Raw genomic sequence first — 25,848 nt, forward strand, 5'->3', positions numbered from 1 at the left:
ACGGGAGGCAAAGCAACAATGGAACGTAGTTTATCGATGGAAGTAGTACGAGTAACAGAAGCAGCAGCAATTGCATCCGGGAAATGGATGGGACGCGGTTTAAAAATTGAGGCAGATGATGCAGCAACAACAGCGATGCGCAAAATGTTCGATACAATTCCAATGCATGCTACAGTAGTAATTGGTGAAGGTGAAATGGATGAAGCACCAATGCTTTATATTGGTGAAGAACTTGGCTTACGAAGTGGTGGTCCAAAAGTAGATATTGCTGTGGATCCATTAGAAGGTACAAATATTGTAGCAAAAGGTACGAATGGTGCCATGACAGTCCTTGCAATTGCAGATAAAGGTAATCTGTTAAATGCACCAGATATGTACATGGAGAAAATTGCTGTAGGGCCAGAAGCGGCTGGTAAAGTAGATATCAATGCTTCTGTCACTTATAACTTATTACAAGTAGCAAAAGCAAAAAATAAAGATATTTCAGATGTCGTTGCTACTCTATTAGATCGACCACGTCACCAAGCAATTGTTGATGAAATTCGCGAGGCTGGTGCACGTATTAAGTTTATTCAAGATGGCGATGTTGGTGCAGCAATTAATACTGCCTTTGATGAAACAGGTATTGATATTATGTTTGGAACAGGCGGCGCACCAGAGGGTGTTATTTCGGCTGTAGCCTTAAAATGCCTGGGTGGAGACTTCCAAGCAAAATTAGTACCCGAAGATGAGGAGCAATTAGAACGCTGCCATAAAATGGGTGTAGATGTGGATAAAGTTCTTTATTTAGACGATCTAGTAAAAGGTGACGACGCTATTTTTGCTGCAACAGCTGTGACAGATTGTGAGCTTTTAAAGGGTGTTCAATATAAAGGTGCTTACGCATTAACGCACTCGGTAGTTATGCGTGCTAAGTCTGGTACGGTTCGCTTTGTAGAAGGCCGTCACGCACTTGAGAAAAAACCTAGATATTAATGATATTATCTTCTAAAATATACCTAGTACATTTATTGTGCTAGGTACCTTCTTCTTAAAATAAACCATCCCGTAGTTTGTAAGGCAATGTTATATTATATGGTGGATTTGTTATTGACCTATAGAGGTAACCGTATACTATGAACAGAGCTATTCGTTCGTAAAAAATCTTCGATGATAACCCCAATAATTGTATTATATTTTGAAAAAGACTGGAGTTGTGCATATGTCTGCATTGACAATCGCTCAATTAGAAAACATGACGTTAAAAGAGCTTTACGCTCTTGCACGCCAATATAAAATTTCATATTATAGCAAGCTAACGAAAAAAGAATTAATATTTGCTATTTTGAAAACGCGTTCAGAGCAAGAAGGCTATTTCTTTATGGAAGGCGTACTTGAAATTGTTTCGCAAGAGGGCTTTGGCTTCCTTCGACCAATAAACTACTCTCCAAGTAAAGAAGATATTTATATTTCTGCATCTCAAATACGTCGCTTTGATCTTCGTAATGGGGACAAGGTATCTGGGAAGGTGCGACCACCTAAAGAAAATGAACGTTATTACGGCTTATTACAAGTAGATGCCGTCAATGGCGAGGATCCTGAAGTTGCAAAGGAACGTGTGCATTTCCCTGCTTTAACACCGTTATATCCAAACAGACAAATTAAACTGGAAACAACTCAGCGTAATTTATCAACACGTATTATGGATTTAGTGGCGCCTGTAGGTTTTGGTCAGCGTGGATTAATCGTAGCTCCGCCGAAAGCGGGGAAAACATCTTTATTAAAAGAAATTGCAAACGCTATTACGACAAATCATCCAGAAGCAGAGTTAATTGTCTTACTGATAGATGAACGTCCTGAGGAAGTAACGGATATTGAGCGATCTGTAAATGCAGATGTTGTTAGCTCAACGTTTGATGAAGTTCCAGAGAATCATGTCAAAGTAGCAGAAATCGTTTTAGAACGTGCACGCCGTTTAGTGGAACATAAACGTGATGTCATTATTTTAATGGATTCTATCACACGTTTGGCACGTGCATTTAACCTAGTTATTCCTCCAAGTGGACGCACGCTTTCAGGGGGGATTGACCCTGCTGCCTTCCATAGACCTAAGCGTTTCTTCGGATCGGCTCGAAATATTGAAGAAGGCGGTAGCTTAACGATATTAGCGACTGCTTTAGTAGATACTGGTTCACGTATGGATGAGGTTATTTACGAGGAATTTAAGGGGACAGGTAATTTAGAGCTTCATCTAGATCGCCAGTTGGCAGAGCGCCGAATTTTCCCTGCGCTTGATATTCGCCGTTCAGGTACACGTAAGGAAGAGTTATTGCTTGAGCCTGAACAGCTTGAAAAACTATGGGCAATTCGTAAAACATTTTCAGACGCGCCTGATTTTGCGGAACGCTTCTTGAAAAAACTTCGTACAACAAAATCTAATGAAGAATTTTTTGAAAAACTGAACGAAGATATGAAAAAAGCAACAAAAGGTAAAGGTTTATTATAGAACTGCCATCACCATTGACAAATAATTGTCAATGGTGATTTTTTTTGTATATGTTTGAATGAAAAAATGTTTATTGAAATTGATAATCATTATCAATATAATGAAATTAATAAATATCTTTTTGAAGGAGATTCGGATGAATTATGATGCCTATATGCTGCTTTGGCAAAATGCCTATGTTCAAATGAAGCATATTAACTACATAAATAAATCAAAAGTTCAAGTTTCAAAGGTATTAACTAATAGTTCGTTTCTTATCATTACAGCAGGCGAGGCGCAAATTGTCATTGATGAGCAGCCTTATTATGTACAGCGTTTCAGTATTTTTCACATTGGTAAATCTCAGTGTTTGCAGATTAATGCACAGCATAGTGTTAGCTACTTCCTCATACGTTATGAAGGAGATGTCATCTATAAAGATGCCTTTATGCAGCATTTACAGATGCAATATCAACCTTTTCAAATAAATTTCTCTTGTGTGCCTGCTAATCCAATAGCCATTCATAACATTCTTCAAGATATGTATAGCAGATGGATATCTGGCTCTATTCAAGATCATTTTTCAGTCAAAGCTTCTTTGTATGAATTTGTTTATCGTATGTTTCAGGAATTAGCAGATGGGCAGGGCAACCCACATGAAATGGATAAGGCAGAAGTAGCACGGCTGTATATTCATCAGCATCTTCACCAACCATTATCTATACAATCACTGGCAGATACGCTCCATATTAGTACACGGCATTTATTACGAATTTTTAAAGCACGCTATGGGGTAGGACCACAAATTTATTTACAGCAATTGAGAATTGAGCAGGCAAAACAATATTTGTTAGAAAATCAATTTGGTATAAAGGAAATTGCTATTTCACTTGGCTATGAAGATGAATACTATTTTAGTCGTGCCTTTAAAAAGGCTACAAATATGGCACCAAGTAATTTTAGGCTGAAATATACATCATTTATGTCTGAAATGGCCATTACAAATGAGAATCATTTTCAATACAATAAAAATCAGCTCGCGCAAGCACACCGATTTGAGATTGGAGAAAATGAGATGATGATGCAAAAGATGATTCAACATATAAAACTGCCTTTTTTTCTGAGCCTGTTTGTTTTATTAGCTGCATGTAATGAAAATTCGGTCTCAACAAAAGTAGACCACACTACTTCAGATACTATAGAGACGAGAATGGTGACAGATGACAGTGGTCGTGAAGTAGAAATTCCAGTAAGAGCAAAAAGAGTCATCACAGACTGGTATCTAGGACAAATTTTAGCGTTAGATATTGTACCAGTAGGAGGCGTAACAGCTAACCTCGATTATGCAGCATTTCTAAAACAACACTACAAGGATGGGGAAATTACCAATATTGGTACTGATGGTAAGGTATCATTGGAAAAAATTCTAGAGCTAAAGCCGGATTTAATTATTACATGGAATCCAGAAGATGTAGGCAAGTATGAGAAAATTGCACCTACAATTGTTTTTGCTGAGGATGCTCATTCATCAGCTAGAGAGGAAATTGAGGCAATGGGGAATTATTTAGGAAGACAAAAAGAAGCAGAAATCTTTATGGATGAGTTTGAAGAACGTTTAGCCCAAGCTAAGGAAAAAATTAATGATGTAATTCCAGACGGAGCGACTTTTACTATTTACGAAATGTTTGAAAAAAATGCAACTATTGTTGGAAATTCAAGTGTATCGGGTGGTAGAGCACTCTATCAAATTTTGGGCATGAAACCACAAGAAAAAGTGCAGGAGTTATTTGATGCAAAAGAGGCGAGTGGTGGACGTTATGAGATCTCCTATGAGGTAGTAGGTGATTATGTAGGTGACTATAACTTCATGATTAACTTCTTTAACAAAGATGGGAAGTTGCCAGGCACTTGGACAAACTTAGATGTCGTAAAAAATAATCAAATCATAGAGCTTCCATCGGAATATTATTTTGCCTCAGATCCACTTTCGGGTCTCCATCAAGCTGAAGAGCTAGCTGACAAAATAGTAGAGTTTACCAAGGTTCAACAAAAATAACTAGATAGTAGATATGAAGATTGATATTGCAATAGGAGGCTACCAACCATGTTATTACAGCGATTTTTCTCATATTACAAACCGTATAAACGCTTATTTATTTTAGATTTTAGCTGCGCCATTTTAGTAGCATTAATTGAATTAGCATTTCCAATTGTTTTAAATAAAGTAATTGATGATATTTTGCCAGATGGCGAGCTAAAGTGGATTATTATGGCGAGTTTATTGCTTTTTGCTTTATATATCTTTAACTCCATTCTCCATTTCATCGTTTCCTACTGGGGGCATATGCTAGGGATTAATATTGAAACGGATATGAGAAAGGAATCCTTTAGCCATGTACAAAAACTTTCCTTCAGATACTTTGATAATAATAAAACGGGGCATCTTGTTTCCCGATTAACAAACGATTTAATGGATATCGGTGAGCTTGCTCATCATGGTCCAGAAGATATTTTTATTGCTGCTATGACCATTATAGGGACATTTGGTGTCATGTTTTACATAGATCCAACCTTTACAATACTTATTTTCCTACTTGTGCCGATCATCCTAGTTTTGACAATTATTTTCGGAAAGTTAATGTCCAAAGCATTCCGTCAAATGTTTGGTGATATTGCTGACTTTAATGCACGTGTTGAAAACAATGTCAGCGGTATTCGCGTTGTACAGGCTTTTACAAATGAGGATCATGAAATTAAACGCTTTAAAGTGAATAATGAAAGATTCCGAATGACCAAGTTGTTCTCTTATAAGGTTATGGCTTGGAATGAAGCAATTTCAGGTATTCTGACAAAGGTATTATCATTATTTACATTATTTGTTGGTGCTTATTTTGTGTTAAATGGTGATCTATCAAATGGGGACTTTATCGCATTTATTTTACTTTCCGGGATTCTGCTAGGCCCTATTAATAAAATCAATATGTTTATAGAAAGCTATCCAAAAGGGATGGCAGGATTTAGACGTTATATTGAATTCCTTGAAACAGAGCCTGAGATAGCGGATCGACCAGGAGCGAAGGACATCGATGAAATTGACGGAGAAATTACGTTCACAGATGTATCGTTTGGCTACTCGGATACAAATCGTGCTTTACATCAAATTAATTTAACGGTTCGTTCCGGTGAGACTGTTGCCCTTGTAGGTCCATCCGGGGCAGGGAAATCTACTATTTGCAGTTTGCTTCCCCGTTTTTATGATGTCAATGAAGGCTCCATTAAAATTGATGGTGTGGATATACGCGATTTCAAATTGCAATCATTGCGTGGCCATATTGGGATTGTTCAACAAGATGTCTTTTTATTTGATGGCACTATTCGTGATAATATCGCATACGGTAATTTGAATGCCAGTGAAGAAGATATTTGGTATGCCGCACAGCGCGCACAGCTGACTGATGTCATTAAGGCGCTCCCAGAGGGTATGGATACATTAATTGGTGAGCGGGGTGTGAAGTTATCTGGTGGTCAAAAGCAAAGATTATCCATTGCGCGAATTTTCCTGAAAAACCCAAAGATACTCATACTTGATGAAGCAACATCGGCATTGGACACTGAAACCGAACAAGCTATTCAACAAGCATTAAACGAGCTTTCCATTGGTCGTACGACGTTGGTAATTGCCCATCGATTAGCAACGATCAAAGATGCAGATAGAATTGTTGTTGTATCGAAAAAGGGCATTATTGAAGAAGGAACACATGAGCAATTAATGGAACGAAAACATGCTTATTATGGCTTGTATACAGCTCAATTTGGTCTACAAATATAAGGTTAGTTATAAGCTACTCTCAACAATGAAAGGAAGTTAATTATGTCAGTACTAGAAATAGATCGTGTGGCGATTGGTTATTCCTCGACGCTCATTGTCAATGATTTAAGTGTGGAAATTCCAAAAGGGCAAATCTCCACAATTATTGGACCGAATGGTTGTGGGAAATCTACTTTATTAAAGGCCGTGGCTCGTGTACTTCATACCCAAAATGGAGCTGTCTATTTAGATGGTAAAGCCATCCATCAATTGAAGACCAAGGAAGTTGCCAAAAGAATGGCTATTTTGCCTCAAACGGCAACAGCTCCAGGAGGCTTAACTGTATTTGAGTTGGTATCATATGGTCGCTTTCCTCATCAAGTCGGATTTGGCACATTACGCAAGGAAGACTATGAGTATATCCATTGGGCTATTGATGTGACAGGATTAAGGGATTTTAGTGATCGACCAATTGAAGCATTGTCGGGTGGCCAACGCCAAAGGGTGTGGATTGCCATGGCATTAGCACAAGGCACCGATATTCTAGTACTGGATGAACCAACCACATATTTAGATTTAGCCCATCAGCTAGATATTTTATTGCTTCTACAGAAGTTAAATAAAGAAGAAGGTCGAACAATAATCATGGTATTACATGATTTGAATCATGCGTCACGATTCTCCCACTTTATCATGGCCATGAGAGACGGGAATTTAATGGTAGATGGAAGTCCAGAAAAAGTAATGACAAAGGAAAATTTACAAAGCGTTTTTAATATTGATGCTGAAATGGCTGTTTGTCCATATAGTAATAATCCAATCTGCCTATCCTATCAGCTATACGATATGAAGAAATAAAATCTAGTCCGTATGTGTATTGGGAAGTTTATAAGGAGGAAATAGAATGACTACGTCGACAGGAGTAGGAGAGCTCAACGATTTAGAGGAGCTACAGAAACGATCTCATCCGATCCGTGGAGTAGTGGCTTTAATTGTAGGAGTAATTGGATTAATTTTAGCTATTGGCTTATCGATTTCTTTTGGTGCAGCAGATATTTCACTAGGTACTGTTTGGACAGCAGTTACCCATTTTTCACCGGAATTAACGACACATCAAATTATTCATGATATTCGCTTACCACGAGTACTTGGGGCTGCTCTAGTAGGAGCAAGCTTTGCAGTAGCCGGGGCGATTATGCAAGGTATGACACGTAACCCATTAGCAGATTCAGGATTGTTAGGCTTGAACTCAGGAGCCGCATTTATGTTGGCCGTGTGCTTTGCCTTTTTCCCTGGTATGCCATATATATTTTTAATTTTATGGTCCTTTATAGGTGCAGGTCTTGGGGTGGCCATTGTTTATGGTATTGGGTCACTGTCTAAAGGTGGCTTAACACCAATGCGACTTGTTTTAGCAGGTGCGGCTGTTAGTGCATTGCTTGGAGCGCTAGGAGAAGGAATTGCCCTTTATTACCGTATTGGTCAAGACCTGGCCTTTTGGTATGCAGGTGGTGTCTCGGGAACAAAATGGAGCCATCTACAAATATTATCACCTTGGATTCTTATTGCGATGATAGGAGCTCTTATTTTATCACGATCAATCACTGTGCTGAGCTTAGGGGAGGAAATTGCTGTTGGACTTGGTCAAAGAACGGCTGTTGTGAAAATATGGGGCATGATTATTGTGTTAATTTTAGCAGGTGCAGCAGTTTCTGTTGTTGGAGCAGTTGGTTTTGTAGGCTTAATAGTTCCTCATTTAACGAGATACATAGTGGGTCATGATTATCGCTGGATTATCACATGTTCTTTAGTATATGGAGCATTGCTTGTGGTGTTAGCTGATTTAGTAGCACGCATTATCAATCCACCTTATGAAACGCCGATTGGTGCTTTAATTGCCTTTATTGGTGTACCCTTCTTCCTTTATTTAGCGCGTAAAGGAGGGAAAGAGTTATGAGTAACAGCTACTTAACACCAAGTCAGCAGAAAACAAGAAAGAAAAATTTTATCATCATTGCTACATTGCTTGTTTTAATCTTCGTTACCTTTGTGATTAGTATGAATACTGGGGTGATTAAGCTAACGCCGTTGGAGGTTTTTAAGACTCTTTTTGGACAAGGAGATGCACAACAACAATTAATCTTATTTGAATTTAGGCTTCCACGAATTGTGATTGCTGTATTAGTGGGAATGGGCTTAGCTATTTCAGGGGCAATTTTACAAGGCGTTTCCAAAAATGCTTTAGCAGACCCAGGTATTTTAGGGATTAATGCTGGTGCTGGTCTTGCAGTTATGCTGTATATTTCATTTTTTCCAACAACGAAGGCAGCACCTGTTTATTTACTCCCTGTACTTGCCTTTGTCGGAGCAGGCTTAACAGCAGTGCTAATTTATTCACTTTCTTATAAACGACACGAAGGTATTACACCGATGCGCTTAATTTTAACAGGGGTGGCTATAGCAGCCGGAATTAGCTCGGCAATGATTGTGCTAACACTACGGCTATCACCTGAAAATTATCAATTTGTGGCTACATGGCTGGCGGGGAGCATTTGGGGTTCAAATTGGAGATTTGTTCTCTCGCTGCTACCATGGCTAGTGATCTTATTACCATTTGTTTATGCGAAATCGCGGGTATTAAACATTTTAAATTTAGGCGAATTAACAGCTGTTGGATTAGGTGCCTCGATTGAAAGAGAGCGCCGTTGGCTATTAGCGGCAGCTGTTGGTTTAGCAGGAGCTAGTGTTTCTGTAAGTGGTGGTATTGGCTTTGTAGGGCTTATTGCCCCACATTTGGCTCGCCAGCTGGTTGGAGCAAAGCATCAATTTCTACTTCCTGCGGCGGCATTATTGGGTGGTTTCCTCGTATTAATGGCTGATACGATAGGTCGTTCTATTCTCGAGCCTTCAGAAATTCCTGCAGGGATTGTAGTAGCCGTTATAGGCGCTCCTTATTTCTTGTATTTATTAGCACGATTAAAGGAATAAATAGTGAAGGTACCTTGGTGAACAATAAAAGTGTATGAGCCGAGTGCAAGTAATTATTGACGGAATTAAGATGAAGGGGATGGAATGTAAAAATGGAGAACGAACTCTATGATGTAACGATTGTTGGCGGTGGCCCAGCAGGTCTCTATACAGCCTTTTATAGTGGGATGCGAGATTTAAAAACGAAAATTATCGAGTATAGCTCTCAGCTTGGTGGTCGTATGTTAATTTATCCCGAAAAAATGATTTGGGACGTTGGTGGAGTTACCCCTATTTTAGGTGGACAGCTCATCAAACAGCTTGTTGAACAAGCCCAAACCTTCGATCCAACAATTATATTAAATCAAAAGGTGGAAGGATTAGAAAAGCAACCAGATGGAACATTTATTTTAACGTCCTCAACGGGTGAAAAGCATTTTTCCAAAACAGTGATTTTGGCGGTTGGTTATGGCGTTCTGACGATGCAAAAGCTTGAAATAGAAGGAGCAGATCGCTATGAAGTAACTAATTTACACTACACTGTACAGGAATTAGAGATTTTTCGGAATAAACATGTCTTAATTTCAGGTGGTGGTAATTCAGCTGTCGATTGGGCGAATGAGTTAGAGCCGATTGCAGCAAGTGTGACGATCGTTCATCGTCGTGAGGACTTTGGTGGTCATGAAAAGAACGTTTTACGGATGAAGGAATCCTCCGTATGTGTAAAAACACCATTTGAAGTAGTGCAATTACATAGTGATGGGGATTTAATACAGTCTGTATCGATTATGAATAAAGAGACGAATGAGATAGAGCGAGTTGAAGTAGATGCCGTTATTGTGAACCATGGCTTAAAATGTGATTATGGTGCACTAGAAGAATGGGGATTACATATTAAAGATGGTGTGGCACTCGTCAATGAAAAGAGGGAAACTAATATAGAAGGAATCTATGGTGCAGGTGATTTTATTGATCATCCAAGTAAAGTTAGGTTAATAGCAGGTGCCTTTACAGATGGAATATTAGCGTTAAATAGTGCAAAGCTATTAATAGAACCTGATGCACCAAAGGTTGCTTATGTGTCTTCTCATAATATCCGATTCAAAGAGCGAAATGAAAAAATAGGGTTACAAGACAATGATTATCGAGAAGTTCGAGGATAAAAACGATAGATATCTTTCTTTTGATATTTTTTTCTTGAAAATAATAAAACGACTATGCTATACTTCTTAGGTATGCAACGTGTACATATATAGCTGATGGTTTCACTCATATTCGGGCTATGTAAGGTACAGTTCGATAATACTCTGTTCCAGATGGTTCAGGGCGAGAGGAGAAAACGAATATGAAACAAGGAATTCATCCAGACTACAAAGAAGCAACAGTAACTTGCTCTTGTGGGAACACTTTCAAAACTGGTTCAGTAAAAGAAAACATCGTTGTCGAGTTCTGCAACGAATGTCACCCATTCTATACTGGCCGTCAAAAATTCGCGTCTACTGATGGTCGCGTGGATCGTTTCAACAAAAAATACGGTCTTAAAAACTAATGTTAGTTTAATACCTGCCAAGCATGTGCTTGGCAGGTATTTTTTTCAGTAAATATGACACGTTGATGCAAGTCTTTTCAAAATACAGATCGACCAAAAGAAAGGGAGAAGACAGTATGGCGCAGCTATATTTTAAACATGGTGCAATGAATAGTGGAAAATCAATAGAGATTTTAAAAGTTGCCCATAATTACGAAGAACAGCAGAAACCTGTAATGATGTTTACATCAGGTTTAGATACACGTGATGAGGTTGGCTTTGTTTCTAGTCGAGTAGGTTTAAGACAGCAAGCCATTCCTGTTTATGAAGATACAAATATTTTTGAGCTTGTGCAAAACAATGCGGTTAAACCATACTGTGTACTTGTGGATGAAGTTCAATTTTTAAAAAAAGCTCATGTTTTACAACTAGCTAACATTGTGGATGAATTAGATATTCCAGTTATGGGCTTTGGCTTAAAAAATGATTTTCAAAATGAGCTGTTCGAAGGCAGCCAATACATGCTTACATATGCAGATAAAATTGAAGAAATGAAAACCATTTGTTGGTTCTGTCATAAAAAAGCAACGATGAATTTACGAGTAGATGGAAATGGACAGCCTGTATATACGGGAGATCAAATTCAAATTGGTGGAAACGATTCCTATTATCCTGTATGTCGAAAATGTCATGCTCATCCTTCGCTATAATGGAGGACTAAGAAAAAGTGGCGTAGATGCGAAAAGTTTTTTATACTAAGTAGTGGACATAAACATTGTAAATAACCATTATGCATTAGCGTAATTTTAATGGAGAGCTCTTGAAAAATAGGAGCAATTTAAGAAACTAAATTGAGGTGAAATCCATGTTTGATCGATTACAAGCAGTGGAGGATCGCTATGAAAGGCTGACAGAGCTTTTAAGCGACCCAGATATTGTTAATGACAGTAAGAAATTACGTGAATATTCGAAGGAACAATCAGATATCCAAGAAACTGTGGATACGTATCGTGAATATAAAAATGTCAAAGAGCAATTAGTAGATACACGTGAAATGTTAGATAGCGAAAAAGATCCTGATATGCATGAAATGGTAAAGGAAGAATTTAACCTATTAAAAGCTCAGCAGGAAGAACTTGAAGAACGTTTACGTATTTTATTAATTCCCAAAGATCCTAATGATAATAAGAACGTTATTATGGAAATTCGTGGAGCAGCTGGCGGAGATGAGGCAAATATTTTTGCGGGTGATTTATTCCGCATGTATTCTCGTTATGCAGAAACACAAGGCTGGAAAATTGATATTATGGAAGCCACTCCAAACCCGATGGGCGGCTATAAAGAAGTAATCTTTATGATTAACGGACAAGGTGCTTATTCAAAGTTCAAATTTGAAAATGGTGCCCACCGTGTACAACGTGTACCAGCTACCGAATCACAAGGACGTATCCATACATCTACAGCAACAGTAGCCTGTTTACCTGAGGTAGAGGAAGTAGACGTTGAAATTCATGAAAAAGACATTCGTGTAGACACATTCGCATCTTCAGGTGCAGGTGGTCAATCCGTAAATACAACGATGTCTGCGGTCCGTATGACCCATTTACCAACAGGTGTTGTAGTTTCCATGCAGGATGAGCGTTCGCAAATTAAAAACCGTGAAAAGGCAATGAAAATTTTACGCGCTCGTGTAGCAGATATGTATATGCAAGAGGCACAAAAAGAGATCGATGCCACACGTAAGTCTGCTGTGGGTTCTGGTGATCGCTCTGAGCGAATTCGCACATACAATTATCCACAAAACCGTGTAACAGACCACCGTATTGGGTTAACAATTCAAAAGCTAGATCAAATCGTCGAGGGTAGATTGGACGAAATTATCGATACGCTTATTTTAGAAGAACAAGCATCGAAGCTAGAGCGTTTAAATGATGACTTATAAAAATGTGATGGAGGCCCTTGAGTGGGCTTCTTCTTTTTTAGTGGATAATGGTCGGGAGCAAACTGCGGCACGTATTGTTATGCAGCATATACTTGGTACAAGCTATTCAGAGGTTATGCTACATTTACAGGATAAATTAACAGAAGCACAGCAAGTAAAATTTAAAGCCCTTATAGAGGAACATGTCAATGGTCGCCCAGTTCAGTATTGTGTGGGAAGTGAGGAGTTTTATGGTCGTTCATTTATCGTCGATGAATCAGTATTAATTCCTCGACCGGAAACGGAAGAACTGATTCTTGGCACTATCAATCGTATGACTAAACTATTTCAACACCAAGCATTGAAGGTAGCTGATATAGGTACAGGCAGTGGTGCTATTGCCATTTCAATGAAGCTGGAGTGTCCTACGTTAACGGTCGTAGCTACTGATTTATCTGAAGCTGCATTAGCGACAGCACAAAAAAATGCACAGAGATTAGAGGCTAATATTGATTTTAGGCTGGGAGATTTAACTGCTCCGCTCGCAGGTGAGAAGTTTGATATTGTTTTATCGAACCCTCCCTATATCGCTTTTGAAGAGGCGCAGGCTATGTCGGATGTTGTATTAAAGCATGAGCCTCATAGCGCGTTATTTGCTGAGGAAGATGGTCTTATTTTATATCGACAATTAGCAGAGCAATTGCCAGCGTATATGAATAGACCAGCATTAATTGGGTTAGAAATCGGTTATACACAAGGTGAAAAAGTAGCAAAGTTCTTTCAAGATAGTTTTCCACAGGCTACGATTTCGATAGAAAAAGATATTAATGGTAAACCGCGAATGATTTTTTGTGAGATTCATGTATAAAGTGTCTTCATCTTGCCAACAATGTTGAGCAAGGAGGGATTTACATGTTAAATGAATACAAGATTATTAGATTACCTAAACAAAATATCTTTCTAGCGTTTGCTAGATTAGTAGTAGTGGCCATTGCTTTACAGCTATGTGTTTTATATATTCCATCATTAGTAGGTTTTGCAAAAGAGGCTACTAATCAAGAACAAGAAAAAGATTTTAGAATTCGTGTAATTGCTAATAGCAATACAGCACAAGATCAGCATGAGAAAGAGCAGCTTGTTGAAGAATTAAAACCCTATTTTATGCAAGTAGTATCTGCAGGTGTTGCAGGGAATGAGCAAATTCAAACGTTAAAGCAACAAATTGAAACAGAATTAAGCAAAAATTATCCACAGATAGATACACAGGTAGTGGTTGGGGATAACTTATTTCCGCCTAAAAGACAGGGAGCGGTATTATATCCACAAAATGTGTATCACTCCATTGTAGTTAAAATTGGTGATGCGCGTGGTGATAACTGGTGGTGCAGTATATTCCCATCCATTTGCGAGCCCGAAAAAGAAGAAGTAAAAGCAGAAGAACCAGAAGAGGAAGAGCAAGTAACATTCTTTATTTGGGAATGGATTAAAGGACTTTTTGCATGAATTGTTCACAAATTCAGATAACTTATGCACATTTTTTAAGCAGTTATAAACAATTTGTGGATAATTCAGTAAGAATCAATAAATGAAGGTAGGTTTTAAACATGGAAACCGTTTGCAAGGTTGTGGACAGTAATGTGAATAGTCAAATAAATTATACACAAGCTGTGGATATCTTAAATGCGGGAGAGGTAGTAGCATTTCCGACAGAAACGGTTTATGGGCTGGGTGCTGTTGCAACAAATGATACGGCAGTGAAGAAGATATTTGAAGCGAAGGGCCGCCCTTCAGATAACCCTTTAATTGTTCATGTTGGTACAAAAGAGGAAGTAACGAACTATATAGAACATATTTCTGAAATAGCCAAACAATGCATCGATTTATTTTGGCCAGGACCGTTAACGCTTGTAATGCCTGCTAAACCAAATGTGCTGGCTCAAAGTGTAACGGCTGGATTATCGACTGTCGGCATCCGTATGCCAGACCACCCAGTAGCACTTGCCTTATTACAGCAGCTTCAAAAACCACTTGCTGCGCCAAGTGCTAATCGTAGTGGTAAGCCGAGTCCAACAGAAGCTATCCATGTTTTAGATGATTTGGGAGGGTACATACCTTATATTTTGGATGGAGGTTCCACAGGCATTGGGTTAGAATCCACTGTATTAGATGTGACACACGAGCCTCCAGTAATTTTACGTCCGGGTGGCATTACGAAGGAGATGCTTGAAGCAACAATTGGTCCGGTTATTCAACCAACCAAAATAGAGCAGAAACTAGAAGAGACACCAAAGGCTCCAGGCATGAAATATACACATTATGCACCAAATGCGCCGGTATACTTAATCAATTGCCATGATGGGGAAGTAAGCGAAGCTGTTCAACAATTACAGCAGCAAGGACATGAAGTAGCACTTCTTGCACCTCAAAATTTCCAACATATTAAAGCTGATTTTTACTTCTCAGTAGGTGAAGAGGGAAGTAAAGAAGACATGGGTGCTTCGTTATACCATGCACTTAGAGCATGTGATAAAACAACAGCTACCGTTATTTTAGCTACGACAACTTCGACGGAAGGCGTAGGGGCAGCTATTATGAATAGGCTTGAAAAGGCTTCAGGAGGCAAATGGTATTCATTGTAAATAAAAATGAGTGACAAAAGACATTAATAAATTTACATGTCTTTTGTCCTTTTTTTATAGGCAGGGATCCTCTTTATAAAAAGGAAAATCTTATGTGGACAAATATGATAATAATGTATTTTCGAGCATAAAATGATAATATATTAGGGAGAGAAGGAGTGTATTCTTGCAGGGAATTCTTGCAGGTATATTAACGTCTGTTGATGTTATTGGTCTATATGTATTGCTGCCAAATGTTAGATATCGCTTATTTTTATCACTATGGACGGCTGCACTGCATATGCTTTTTCCTTTGTTGGGATTTGAATTAGGAAACTATTTAGTTCGTTTTCTATTAGAATGGGGACAATGGATATCGAGTATTTTGTTATTTTGCATGGGCATGCATTTACTATTATTCTCTCATCGGGATGAAAAAGTAACAATTTCCCCCGTACTTTTAGCTGTGACTGCAAGCCTAGATACCTTTTCAGTTAGTGTTTCTTTTGGTATGCTAAACTTAGAAAAAACCATTTTTATAATGAGTGCAGGCTTGAGTGCCTTGATTTGTGCCTATGGGTCATTAGTCATTGCACGTAGGAGCCAAGTCTTTTTTGGAAATAAAATTCAAATCATTGCTGGCATTATATTTATAATTATGAGTATCCTAGCTATTCAGCAATAATTCAATATAAATCGGAGAGTGATAAGTGTGAAAATATTATTTGTTTGTACAGGCAATACTTGTCGCAGTCCAATGGCAGAAGTCATATTAAAACATAAACAAATAGACAATTTAGAAGTACGTTCTGCAGGTATTTATGCTATGCCTAATGCCCAAATGTCAGCACATGCGCAACAAGTGTTAAATGAAGCTCAAATGTCTCATCAGCATTCTGCAACACAATTATCCATGGTAGAAATGGAATGGGCAGATTTAGTCCTAACAATGACTACCGCTCACAAAGACACTGTCATCTCAAGCTTCCCAGGCACTGATCATAAAGTATTCACATTAAAAGAGTATACAAATGAAGGTAGCCTGGAGAATGTAGTAGATCCTTACGGCGGTAACAGAGCAATATACGAAGCAACATTTGCGGAACTACATGAATTGGTTGATCAATTAATAAAAAAACTACAATAGAATTGAGGAGCCCTATGAAAAAACAATTTGGTTTACGACTTAAATTGGTGTTATTTGTGAGCGTGCTAGCATTAATTACTTACAGTATCAGTTTTATATTTATTGAATTCTTACAACCGACCTTCTTCCCAAGTATTAATGGAAAAGTATTTCAAGTGGTGACGTATGCATTAGGAATCACATGGTCAGGTATATTGGCTGCCATCTTTAGCGTGATCTTAATTAAACCTTTACAACAACTTGAGCATTCCGCAACTCTAGTAGCAGAGGGGAAAATTGGGCAGGATGTTCAGATGCCTAAAACAAACGATGAGATTCGTTCGGTTGCAGAGGCATTTCAACAAATGGTATTAAATTTACGTCAAATGGTGGAAAGTATTGACCAAAATTTTCAACAGACCAATCAATCGATTATTCAGCTCTCAGATGAAGCGGGAGTCGCTACTCGAAAAGCAGAAGGTATTGCTTCAACCGTTAAGCATATTTCGGCAGGAGCTGAAGCATCTGCGACAGCTGTACAAGATACCGCTGAGGCAATTGAGGATGTACGAGCTCTTGCGACAGAAGTAAATAGTAGAGCAGAAGCATCGGCATCACAATCTAAAGAGATTTTACATAATTTATCGACAACAACAAATGCAATCGAAACATTAGTTAATAGTATTCAACAAATAGCTACTGGTAACAATGAGGCATTAAAAAGCATTCATGCTTTAGAAGAAAATGCTGGCCAAGTAGAGCGCATTATTGGCTTAGTTGGTGATATTGCGGCACAAACAAATTTACTAGCTTTAAATGCATCTATTGAAGCGGCTCGTGCTGGAGAACATGGAAAAGGCTTCGCTGTGGTTGCGGAGGAAGTGCGTGGTTTAGCAGATGAAAGTGCAAAAGCTGTGCAAGGGATTACAGCTCTAATCCAATCTATGCAGCAAAATGTTGAAGTCGTAGTCAAACAAATGAATGAACAGGTAGCATTTGCAACGAAAGAAGCAGATCGCGTATCTGAAACAACAACAGCTGTAGAAGGTATGTCGTCTAACGTACATGAAATGGCAACAGCGATTGTAGAGATATCTTCACTAATTGAACAGCAGATGCATAATATTGAAACTACTGCTCGTCAATCACAAGAAGTGGCTGCAATTGCAGAGGAAACATCAGCAGGTGCACAAGAAGTTCGTAGTGCGGCTGAAGAACAAGCCTACGCCATTGAACAAGTAGAGCACCTAGCGCAAAGTTTAAAAAAGCAATCAGAAGCTTTGCATAAAGTGATTCAACAATTTGATCGACAGGCTTAGTCACAAAAAGCTGTTTATAAATGCGGTGAAAAATCGGATTTATAGACAGTTTTTTTATTTTTGGAAAAAATAGTGATACAGTTTGTCCACTGTAAATAAAAAATGAGAAAAACTTTAGTAGATAGAATATTACAACAAAAGACCATTATCCGAATTTATTAACATGATATTCACAATATCCACAGAAAAAGAGATATAAAAGTGAATGATTTTTAGCTAAGTAACAATAAATGTTCGTCTTTTAGGAGAAATCAGCATAAAAATACAAGAAAAATCGTGTTATTCTTCAGAAAGAAGTGGTACACTAAGGTTGACTATAATTCGAAAAGAGGGAACCCAGTGAGAATAGCAATTTCTTCTGATCACGGAGGTAACAACCTACGTCGTGAGATCATGCAGCTACTAGATGAGCTTCATATTAGCTACGAAGATTTTGGTCCACAATCTGCGGATTCAGTAGACTATCCGGATTACGCAAAGCCAGTTTCTGATGGTGTAGCCAACGGAGAATTTGATAAAGGTATTTTAATTTGTGGCACGGGAATTGGTATGTCTATTGCTGCAAATAAGGTGAAAGGTATTCGTTGTGCATTAGTGCATGATGTATTTAGTGCAAAGGCAACGCGATGCCATAATGACTCTAATATTTTAGCTATGGGTGAACGTGTTATTGGCCCAGGTCTTGCACGTGAAATTGTCCAAACTTGGCTAGAAACTGAGTTTGAAGGTGGTCGTCATACACGACGCATAGAAAAAATTACGGAACTTGAGCAATAAAGGATTGTTATTCCATATATGACATTCATCAAGGATGTCATGTATGGCATGATTTTAATGGCTATAAATGAAGGAGCTGAGCTTAATGGTTGTAAAACAAATACGAACGCATTTGACTCAGTTACTCAGTGAATTTGAAGAGCAGGTAACATTACGACCTCATACAATTTTTGTCGTAGGATGCTCTACATCTGAAGTGATTGGTCAGAAAATTGGCACAGCAGGTGCATTGGAGATAGGAGAAGCCATTTTCGAGCCGTTACAAGAATTCGCAATGAAACACCAGCTACATTTAGCGTTTCAAGGCTGTGAGCATATTAATCGTGCTATTACGATGGAGGCATCAACTGCTGAACAATTTGGCTACGATCCAGTGGCGGTAGTCCCAGTACGTACAGCTGGTGGCTCTATGTCCGCTTATGCCTATACGCGATTTACTAATCCTGTGGTTGTTGAAACCATTCAGGCACATGCAGGTATAGATATTGGACAAACATTAATTGGTATGCACTTGAAAGCAGTAGCTGTCCCAGTTCGCACATCAGTGAAAATGGTGGGAGAAGCAGTGGTGACGATTGCAACAACACGCCCAAAGCTAATTGGCGGGGAACGTGCTGTATATAAATAATAAAGGATACTAGGAGGCTTTTTCTAACATGGCATATGAAAAATTAGCAGTACAAGACAAAGCAGTATTAGAAGGAATTCTTGCAGAAAAAAAACGTCAACAAGCAAATATCGAATTGATTGCATCTGAAAATTTTGTATCCGAAGCAGTTATGGAAGCGCAAGGTTCTGTACTGACAAATAAATACGCAGAAGGTTATCCAGGTAAACGCTACTATGGTGGCTGTGAACATGTAGACGTAGTTGAAGATATTGCACGTGATCGTGTGAAAGAAATCTTTGGTGCAGAATACGCAAACGTGCAACCACACTCTGGTGCGCAAGCAAATATGGCTGTATACCACACAATTTTAGAACCAGGCGATACGGTTCTTGGTATGAACCTTTCTCATGGTGGTCACTTAACACATGGATCTCCTGTAAACTTCTCTGGTATTCTTTATAATTTTGTGGAATATGGTGTAACAAAGGACACACAAGTTATCGATTATGAGGATGTACGTCAAAAAGCATTAGAACATAAGCCGAAACTTATAGTTGCGGGAGCTTCTGCGTACCCACGTGAAATTGACTTCTCTAAATTCCGTGAAATCGCAGATGAAGTAGGTGCATACTTCATGGTGGATATGGCACACATAGCTGGTCTTGTAGCTGTCGGTGAGCATCAATCGCCAGTTCCATATGCAGACTTTGTTACATCGACTACACATAAAACATTACGTGGACCACGTGGCGGATTAATTCTTGCATCGAAAGAATGGGAGCAAAAATTAAACAAGTCTGTATTCCCAGGAATTCAAGGTGGGCCATTAATGCATGTCATTGCTGCTAAAGCTGTAGCATTTGGCGAAGTACTGCAACCAGAATTTAAAGACTATGCAAAACAAATAAAATTGAATGCAAAAGCTTTAGCCGAAGTCCTTATTGCTGAGGGTGTTGAAATTGTATCTGGCGGTACAGATAACCACTTATTACTATTAAACGTTAAATCTCTTGGTCTGACAGGTAAAGTAGCAGAACATGCATTAGATGAAGTGGGTATTACAACTAACAAAAACACAATCCCTTACGATATGGAGTCTCCATTTGTTACTTCAGGTATTCGTATCGGTACACCAGCTGTTACATCTCGTGGCTTTAAAGAGGAAGATATGAAAGAAGTGGGTGCAATTATTGCAGCAGTTCTTAAAAACCCTGAAGATGAAGCAGTTAAAGCGGACGCAAAAGATCGCGTAAAAGCATTAACAGATAAACATCCATTATACGCTTAATATCATTCTAAAACTGTGTTTAAAGTGGGAAATTCACTTTAAACACAGTTTTTTATTTTGAAAAGTAGGTCGAACAATGAAATACATATTTTTCTAATTAAGAATAATAACACTCTTATTTTTGAATAAATTTACATATAATCGATAGAAAGGGATTATTATAGTTGGCTGAGGTCAGATTGTGTACTAAAAAAGAAGTTTTTTTTAATAAAAGTGAAAATTTAATTAAATTTTATGTACAATGGAAATGGGATGAAGTGATAGAGAAGGAGGGGTTGGATGGTCACTAAATCGTTAGATATAGATAATGATGCCTTATTAAATAGTATTCTCAATTTAGGGGATAATTCTAAGGAAAGCTTCGTAATTTTTGATGCAACAAATCATCATAGTATAGTAGAGTGTAATGAATCTTTTTGTAGTCTTACAAATGCTTCAAGGTCACAAATCCTAAAAACAAATTATTTTACATGGCTATTAGATGAAAAAAAGACAACCATAAAAAAGATTAAAGAAAAAATACATAATGGTATCATGGTACAAGCGAAGCTACATCATAAAGGTATCGATAAACCCCCATTTTGGGCTGAAATTCAAGCTCTACCATTTCGAAACGATGCAAATGTAACGCAATATGTGCTAGTCCTTATGAAGGACGTTACGTATTATCATACGGAAGATTTCTTAATGCGTTTAGAAAATGATATGTATAAGGCGATAGAGAGAGATAGCTCTTTTGAGCAAAAGATGCATATTATTTGTCGCGGACTGGATGAGTTTTTTATGCCGAATACTTCCAGTATGGTACTCATCAAAACGGAGAGCAATTTATTACAGACTTTTATGGATAATGGTAGATCAAAAGATGTACCGAGATGCTGTGAAAATACCGACTTTTTTACGAAGGTTATGCAATCAGAAACCTCTATTTTTATTGAAAATTTGGATGAGGTGCATATTCCAGATGAGCATAGACAATTTGCTGCTTTTTCACACAAAGCGTATGGATTATTTATACCTATACGCAATCAACAGCGACAAGTAATAGGGCTTTTTTCAATATATTATCAGCAAGCACATAGTGACCTTGCATATTTCACAAATATGTTTCGAAAAGTTAGTGCACTGGTTGCCTTAGCATATACGTATGCAAGAACACAGAGAAAAATATGGGATTTAGCCTATACCGACATTACAACAGGTTTACCTAATCGTCATAGCTTTGTGAATTGCCTCGAAAAAGAGGCTGAACGTGGACAAAATGGTTATATTAAAATTGTGAAACCAAGCGAATTTCATCAAGTGGTTGAACTGTATGGACGTGAATTTGGTGATGAATTATTAAGGCAGCTCGCCAAACGTCTAGAGCAAGACAAGCCAGGGGATCGCGAATATATTGCGAGATTTACAAGCTCTAGTCTTATTCTATCCACGATGACCTTTAATGAAAATTTAAATAATTATGAAAGGCGCATCAAGGAGACGATTCGGCAGCCCTTTATAATAGGAGGAAAGCAAATTTACATCACGTTAAAAACAGGGATTGCTTCCTTTAATGATGCTATAAAAATTAATGATGCAATTCGGTTTGCAGATAATGCGCTTTCGTCTGCTACTGATAAACCGGGTACACATACAGAAATTTTTACGACAGAAAAAAATGACGTTCTAGTACAGCAAATGACAGTATTAAATCATTTGTCCCAAGCAATCAAAAATAAAGAAATTACAGTCCATTTACAGCCAAAAGTAGATTTACGTAATGGAGAGATTCAAAGTATAGAGGCACTTGCACGATGGGTATCCCCGAAGCTGGGCTTTGTGTCTCCAGCCATCTTTATTCCAGTAGCGGAAAGTGCGGGAAAGGTTAGAGAAATTGACGTTCAAGTTTTAGAAATTGTGCTATCGTGGCTGGCAGAACGTCAAAAGGTAGGGAAGAAATTAGTGAAAATAGCGGTCAATATTTCACCAGATCATTTCTACTATACGCATTTCGTTCAAGATACGCTAAAGCTCGTTAGGAAATATGAAATAGATCCAAGTAATATTATATTAGAGGTAACAGAAAATATAGGGTTAGTAGACTTCCAATCTGCCTTTACAATTATTCAGGAATTAAAAAGCTATGGTTTCAAAACATCCGTGGATGATTTCGGAACAGGATTTTCTTCATTGAGCTATCTGCAACAATTACCATTCACAGAATTAAAAATTGACAGAAGCTTTATTAATGCCTTAGAGGACCCTGCAACGCTTGCTATTGTACGCTCAATTATTCAATTGGCATTAAACTTAGGAATGATTTCTGTTGCAGAGGGAATAGAAACAGAAGAACAGGTTGAAATACTCCGTGCTTTAGGTTGTACAGTCGGACAGGGGTATTTCTATTTTAAGCCAATGGCAATAGAACAATTAGATACAATTCTGGATCAATAACTTACTTTGGTCAAAGAAAATTTAATAAAAGGAGTCACCTTAAATTTATTTTTGAGGCGATTCCTTTTTTCTGTTATACTAGTTGAGATAAAAATGAAATCCGAACGGTTAGGAGAGAATCCCTTTGAGCAAAGTCTATGTATTTGATCATCCACTAATCCAACACAAATTAACTTATATTCGCGACAAGAATACAGGTACAAAAGAATTTCGTGAGCTAGTAGACGAAGTAGCAACACTTATGGCATTTGAAATTACACGTGATATGCCGGTGGAAGAAATTGAAATTGAAACACCTGTAACGATTGCTAAAACAAAAGTACTTTCTGGTAAAAAGCTTGCAATTGTACCGATTCTACGTGCAGGAATTGGTATGGTAGATGGTGTACTAAAGCTTATCCCAGCCGCAAAAGTTGGACATATTGGTCTTTATCGTGACCCTGAAACATTAAAACCAGTTGAATATTACGCAAAGCTTCCAGCAGATGTGGAAGAACGTGATTTTATTATCGTAGATCCAATGTTAGCAACTGGTGGTTCAGCAGTGGAAGCAATTCACTCATTGAAAAAACGTGGAGCTAAAAACATTAAATTCATGTGCTTAATCGCTGCACCAGAGGGTGTCAAAGCTATTCAAGAAGAGCATTCAGACGTAGATATTTATATTGCTGCTTTGGATGAAAAACTAAACGATCATGGTTATATTGTACCAGGTCTAGGTGATGCCGGAGACCGCCTATTCGGCACGAAGTAAAAATGGTGTTATGAAATTTCCTCATTTAGGAAACTAATAATTTGTGAAAGCGTCCTTCAAATTTGAAGGGCGTTTCATAGTATGTTTAGGTAAGTACTCCTCATGTTGGACTTCAACTGGTGTGGTGTCCTTTTCATACAATAACAAAAAGGACGGTGCAGATCGTTTTGATGAAAAAATGGAAAGTAATGACGATTTTTGGTACAAGACCAGAAGCAATTAAAATGGCTCCTCTTGTTTTAGAGTTACAAAAGTATCCTGAGCAAATAGAATCTATTGTCACAGTAACGGCACAACATCGCCAAATGCTAGATCAAGTACTAGAGACATTTGAAATAACACCAAACTATGATTTAAATATAATGAAAGATCGTCAAACATTAATTGATGTGACGACAAACGCATTACAAGGTTTGGATCAAGTAATGAAAGAAGCTCAGCCAGATATCGTATTGGTACACGGTGATACAGCGACGACTTTTATTGCAAGCTTGGCGGCGTTTTATAACCAAATCGCAATTGGACATGTGGAAGCAGGACTGCGAACTTGGAACAAGTATTCACCATACCCAGAAGAAATGAATCGTCAGTTAACAGGTGTAATGGCTGATTTACATTTTGCGCCAACCGAAGTATCTAAAAAGAATCTTATCGATGAAAATAAGAATGCTGATACCATTTTTGTTACAGGTAATACAGCCATTGATGCATTGGCAACAACTGTTAGTGAACATTACACGCATCCCGTATTAGATAAAATTGGCGAAGATCGCATGATTTTATTAACAGCGCATCGACGCGAAAATCTGGGTGAGCCAATGCGTCATATGTTCAAAGCAATTACAAGGATTTTAGCTGAGCATGATGATGTTCAAGTAGTATATCCGGTGCATATGAATCCTGCAGTAAGAGAAATCGCGAATGAAATTTTAGGTGACAATGAACGAGTACATTTAATAGAGCCACTTGAAGTATTTGATTTCCATAACTTTGCAGCGAATTCTTACATGATTTTAACAGACTCAGGTGGCGTCCAAGAAGAGGCACCATCATTAGGGAAGCCAGTACTTGTCCTTAGAGACACAACAGAGCGCCCAGAAGGAATTGCAGCTGGAACGCTAAAGCTAGCAGGAACTGAAGAAGATACTATTTACACTTTAGCTAAAGAATTGTTAACGGATAAAAAGGCTTATGAGGCGATGGCACATGCATCAAATCCATATGGTGATGGACATGCATCTAAACGAATTGTAGAGGCATTGCTAGTTTTTTTACAAAAAACTAAATAATGTACTATATTTAATTCGGAAAAATAAGTCTAATGTACCTATTGAGTTGGGTAAGCTAATTTATGAGCATAATTATGTCGTAAATTAGCTTTTTCTATGAGTCAAGAAAAAGAGAACATTTGAAACTATGAAATTTCATACACAAATTTGTCAACAATTTGACAAGAGTATATAGGTTGTGAAGTTTTTCTCTATTACCAATTGACTTCAAATATCTCCTATTGTATGCTTACAAAGGGTAAGAATGATAAGGGTTTCAGTTCATAATTAGGACGTTGAAACACTTGTTATATCAACTTTCTACTAAATTGACAGTTCAAAATAAAACTGTCGATTTGCAACGTTTTGTGCGTTTCGGTTTTTACCGAGTTGGTAAGGGGTGTAAGTTATTTTTTGGGTATTTACACCTGTAATTGAAATGACTCTCCCATTACTATTCCGCTGTGAGTAGTGCCTTTCACTGCTCTTTTCTGATTTCACATGGTGGTCAGCAAACGCTTTCAATACTCGAAAATTTGATTCAGGAGATTACAACCAATGCTAGATTTGCATCACATTTTTGCTGTGCAGAAGAGGGCGTTATTTTTTTTGCTTGCACTCTGCGCATTAGGCTGGGGATTCACTTCCTTTCAAACTGTATTTGCGGGCATCGCAGTCGGTGCATTCTTTGGTACGTATAATTTTTGGATTCTAGTTCGCCGTATGGAGAAGTTTGACAGGTCCATTAGTGAAGGGAAGAAAATAGGCTCACTTGGTACAGCACTTCGCTTTGGATCAGGTGTTGCGGCAGTCGCAATAGCCATTTCGTTGCCAAACTATTTTCACTTAATTAGCACGGTCATAGGGCTAATGATTCCGTACGTTTTTCTCTTTGTCGAGAGAATTGTGTCACATGTAAGGAACCGCTAATGTGCTTTAAATTAGAAAGAGAGGTGAAAAATAA

24 protein-coding genes are annotated in these 25,848 nt (G+C 38.1%); all 24 read left to right on the forward strand.

The window, feature by feature from the left end; all coding sequences use genetic code 11:
* Positions 1-18 precede the first annotated feature (18 nt).
* Positions 19-975, forward strand: a complete 957-nt coding sequence (gene glpX / locus ACP3VS_RS13900; RefSeq protein ID WP_008179010.1) for a class II fructose-bisphosphatase — start codon at positions 19-21, stop codon at positions 973-975.
* Between the two features lie 226 nt (positions 976-1,201).
* Complete coding sequence (rho, locus tag ACP3VS_RS13905; RefSeq protein ID WP_012292741.1) at positions 1,202-2,485, forward strand: transcription termination factor Rho; 1,284 nt, start codon at positions 1,202-1,204, stop codon at positions 2,483-2,485.
* Between the two features lie 136 nt (positions 2,486-2,621).
* Positions 2,622-4,520 carry a helix-turn-helix domain-containing protein gene (locus ACP3VS_RS13910; protein ID WP_426388966.1) on the forward strand — a complete coding sequence of 633 codons (1,899 nt, stop codon included), beginning with the start codon at positions 2,622-2,624 and terminating at the stop codon, positions 4,518-4,520.
* Positions 4,521-4,568: 48 nt separating this feature from the next.
* Positions 4,569-6,293, forward strand: a complete 1,725-nt coding sequence (locus ACP3VS_RS13915; protein ID WP_197224537.1) for an ABC transporter ATP-binding protein — start codon at positions 4,569-4,571, stop codon at positions 6,291-6,293.
* Between the two features lie 42 nt (positions 6,294-6,335).
* Complete coding sequence (locus ACP3VS_RS13920) at positions 6,336-7,130, forward strand: ABC transporter ATP-binding protein (protein ID WP_012292745.1); 795 nt, start codon at positions 6,336-6,338, stop codon at positions 7,128-7,130.
* A 46-nt stretch (positions 7,131-7,176) separates the two neighbouring features.
* Entirely contained in the window at positions 7,177-8,229 is a 1,053-nt protein-coding gene (locus ACP3VS_RS13925) for a FecCD family ABC transporter permease (protein ID WP_031418493.1), read from the forward strand.
* Complete coding sequence (locus tag ACP3VS_RS13930) at positions 8,226-9,260, forward strand: FecCD family ABC transporter permease (RefSeq protein ID WP_012292747.1); 1,035 nt, start codon at positions 8,226-8,228, stop codon at positions 9,258-9,260. The genes ACP3VS_RS13925 and ACP3VS_RS13930 overlap by 4 nt, the downstream gene beginning before the upstream one ends.
* A 92-nt stretch (positions 9,261-9,352) precedes the next feature.
* Positions 9,353-10,402, forward strand: coding sequence for an NAD(P)/FAD-dependent oxidoreductase (locus tag ACP3VS_RS13935; RefSeq protein WP_036160729.1), 1,050 nt, complete (start codon positions 9,353-9,355; stop codon positions 10,400-10,402).
* A 182-nt stretch (positions 10,403-10,584) separates the two neighbouring features.
* Entirely contained in the window at positions 10,585-10,788 is a 204-nt protein-coding gene (rpmE, locus tag ACP3VS_RS13940; RefSeq protein ID WP_025114780.1) for a 50S ribosomal protein L31, read from the forward strand.
* A 116-nt stretch (positions 10,789-10,904) separates the two neighbouring features.
* Entirely contained in the window at positions 10,905-11,477 is a 573-nt protein-coding gene (locus ACP3VS_RS13945) for a thymidine kinase (protein WP_012292749.1), read from the forward strand.
* Positions 11,478-11,632: 155 nt separating this feature from the next.
* Positions 11,633-12,709 carry a peptide chain release factor 1 gene (prfA, locus tag ACP3VS_RS13950; protein ID WP_012292750.1) on the forward strand — a complete coding sequence of 359 codons (1,077 nt, stop codon included), beginning with the start codon at positions 11,633-11,635 and terminating at the stop codon, positions 12,707-12,709.
* On the forward strand, positions 12,696-13,556 hold the full coding sequence (gene prmC, locus ACP3VS_RS13955) for a peptide chain release factor N(5)-glutamine methyltransferase (RefSeq protein WP_036160731.1): 861 nt from the start codon (positions 12,696-12,698) through the stop codon (positions 13,554-13,556). Before prfA ends, prmC begins: the two co-directional genes overlap by 14 nt.
* Before the next feature lie 44 nt (positions 13,557-13,600).
* Positions 13,601-14,191: a stage II sporulation protein R gene (locus tag ACP3VS_RS13960; RefSeq protein WP_036166897.1), complete on the forward strand. Its 591-nt coding sequence runs from the start codon at positions 13,601-13,603 to the stop codon at positions 14,189-14,191.
* 101 nt (positions 14,192-14,292) lie between these two features.
* Entirely contained in the window at positions 14,293-15,327 is a 1,035-nt protein-coding gene (locus ACP3VS_RS13965) for an L-threonylcarbamoyladenylate synthase (protein WP_099806127.1), read from the forward strand.
* A 166-nt stretch (positions 15,328-15,493) separates the two neighbouring features.
* Entirely contained in the window at positions 15,494-15,991 is a 498-nt protein-coding gene (locus ACP3VS_RS13970; protein WP_012292754.1) for a manganese efflux pump, read from the forward strand.
* Positions 15,992-16,018: 27 nt separating this feature from the next.
* A complete protein-coding gene (locus ACP3VS_RS13975) occupies positions 16,019-16,453 on the forward strand; it encodes a low molecular weight protein arginine phosphatase (protein ID WP_031418503.1) in 435 nt (144 codons plus the stop codon).
* A 14-nt stretch (positions 16,454-16,467) separates the two neighbouring features.
* A complete protein-coding gene (locus ACP3VS_RS13980) occupies positions 16,468-17,751 on the forward strand; it encodes a methyl-accepting chemotaxis protein (RefSeq protein WP_012292756.1) in 1,284 nt (427 codons plus the stop codon).
* 339 nt (positions 17,752-18,090) lie between these two features.
* Entirely contained in the window at positions 18,091-18,528 is a 438-nt protein-coding gene (gene rpiB, locus ACP3VS_RS13985; protein ID WP_031418505.1) for a ribose 5-phosphate isomerase B, read from the forward strand.
* 85 nt (positions 18,529-18,613) lie between these two features.
* Positions 18,614-19,156 (forward strand): TIGR01440 family protein, encoded by a 543-nt coding sequence (locus tag ACP3VS_RS13990; RefSeq protein WP_012292759.1) that lies wholly within the window; start codon positions 18,614-18,616, stop codon positions 19,154-19,156.
* A 28-nt stretch (positions 19,157-19,184) separates the two neighbouring features.
* Positions 19,185-20,426, forward strand: a complete 1,242-nt coding sequence (gene glyA / locus ACP3VS_RS13995) for a serine hydroxymethyltransferase (protein WP_426388972.1) — start codon at positions 19,185-19,187, stop codon at positions 20,424-20,426.
* 279 nt (positions 20,427-20,705) lie between these two features.
* Positions 20,706-22,862, forward strand: a complete 2,157-nt coding sequence (locus ACP3VS_RS14000; protein ID WP_012292761.1) for a sensor domain-containing protein — start codon at positions 20,706-20,708, stop codon at positions 22,860-22,862.
* A gap of 124 nt (positions 22,863-22,986) precedes the next feature.
* The gene (gene upp / locus ACP3VS_RS14005; RefSeq protein ID WP_004269470.1) at positions 22,987-23,616 is read left to right on the forward strand and encodes a uracil phosphoribosyltransferase; all 630 of its coding nucleotides are present in this window, start codon (positions 22,987-22,989) and stop codon (positions 23,614-23,616) included.
* Positions 23,617-23,783: 167 nt separating this feature from the next.
* Positions 23,784-24,905: a non-hydrolyzing UDP-N-acetylglucosamine 2-epimerase gene (gene wecB, locus ACP3VS_RS14010; RefSeq protein WP_036166915.1), complete on the forward strand. Its 1,122-nt coding sequence runs from the start codon at positions 23,784-23,786 to the stop codon at positions 24,903-24,905.
* Positions 24,906-25,442: 537 nt separating this feature from the next.
* Entirely contained in the window at positions 25,443-25,814 is a 372-nt protein-coding gene (locus ACP3VS_RS14015; protein WP_008180553.1) for an ATP synthase subunit I, read from the forward strand.
* Positions 25,815-25,848: the final 34 nt, after the last annotated feature.

The sequence above is a fragment of the Lysinibacillus sp. VIII_CA genome (genome assembly GCF_049943995.1).
GTDB lineage: Bacteria > Bacillota > Bacilli > Bacillales_A > Planococcaceae > Lysinibacillus > Lysinibacillus pinottii.

Coding starts and splice junctions, on each gene's coding strand:
- glpX (WP_008179010.1), top strand. CDS start 19: ATGGAACGTAGTTTATCGATGGAAGTAGTACGAGTAACAGAAGCAGCA.
- rho (WP_012292741.1), top strand. CDS start 1,202: ATGTCTGCATTGACAATCGCTCAATTAGAAAACATGACGTTAAAAGAG.
- ACP3VS_RS13910 (WP_426388966.1), top strand. CDS start 2,622: ATGAATTATGATGCCTATATGCTGCTTTGGCAAAATGCCTATGTTCAA.
- ACP3VS_RS13915 (WP_197224537.1), top strand. CDS start 4,569: ATGTTATTACAGCGATTTTTCTCATATTACAAACCGTATAAACGCTTA.
- ACP3VS_RS13920 (WP_012292745.1), top strand. CDS start 6,336: ATGTCAGTACTAGAAATAGATCGTGTGGCGATTGGTTATTCCTCGACG.
- ACP3VS_RS13925 (WP_031418493.1), top strand. CDS start 7,177: ATGACTACGTCGACAGGAGTAGGAGAGCTCAACGATTTAGAGGAGCTA.
- ACP3VS_RS13930 (WP_012292747.1), top strand. CDS start 8,226: ATGAGTAACAGCTACTTAACACCAAGTCAGCAGAAAACAAGAAAGAAA.
- ACP3VS_RS13935 (WP_036160729.1), top strand. CDS start 9,353: ATGGAGAACGAACTCTATGATGTAACGATTGTTGGCGGTGGCCCAGCA.
- rpmE (WP_025114780.1), top strand. CDS start 10,585: ATGAAACAAGGAATTCATCCAGACTACAAAGAAGCAACAGTAACTTGC.
- ACP3VS_RS13945 (WP_012292749.1), top strand. CDS start 10,905: ATGGCGCAGCTATATTTTAAACATGGTGCAATGAATAGTGGAAAATCA.
- prfA (WP_012292750.1), top strand. CDS start 11,633: ATGTTTGATCGATTACAAGCAGTGGAGGATCGCTATGAAAGGCTGACA.
- prmC (WP_036160731.1), top strand. CDS start 12,696: ATGATGACTTATAAAAATGTGATGGAGGCCCTTGAGTGGGCTTCTTCT.
- ACP3VS_RS13960 (WP_036166897.1), top strand. CDS start 13,601: ATGTTAAATGAATACAAGATTATTAGATTACCTAAACAAAATATCTTT.
- ACP3VS_RS13965 (WP_099806127.1), top strand. CDS start 14,293: ATGGAAACCGTTTGCAAGGTTGTGGACAGTAATGTGAATAGTCAAATA.
- ACP3VS_RS13980 (WP_012292756.1), top strand. CDS start 16,468: ATGAAAAAACAATTTGGTTTACGACTTAAATTGGTGTTATTTGTGAGC.
- ACP3VS_RS13990 (WP_012292759.1), top strand. CDS start 18,614: ATGGTTGTAAAACAAATACGAACGCATTTGACTCAGTTACTCAGTGAA.
- glyA (WP_426388972.1), top strand. CDS start 19,185: ATGGCATATGAAAAATTAGCAGTACAAGACAAAGCAGTATTAGAAGGA.
- ACP3VS_RS14000 (WP_012292761.1), top strand. CDS start 20,706: ATGGTCACTAAATCGTTAGATATAGATAATGATGCCTTATTAAATAGT.
- ACP3VS_RS14015 (WP_008180553.1), top strand. CDS start 25,443: ATGCTAGATTTGCATCACATTTTTGCTGTGCAGAAGAGGGCGTTATTT.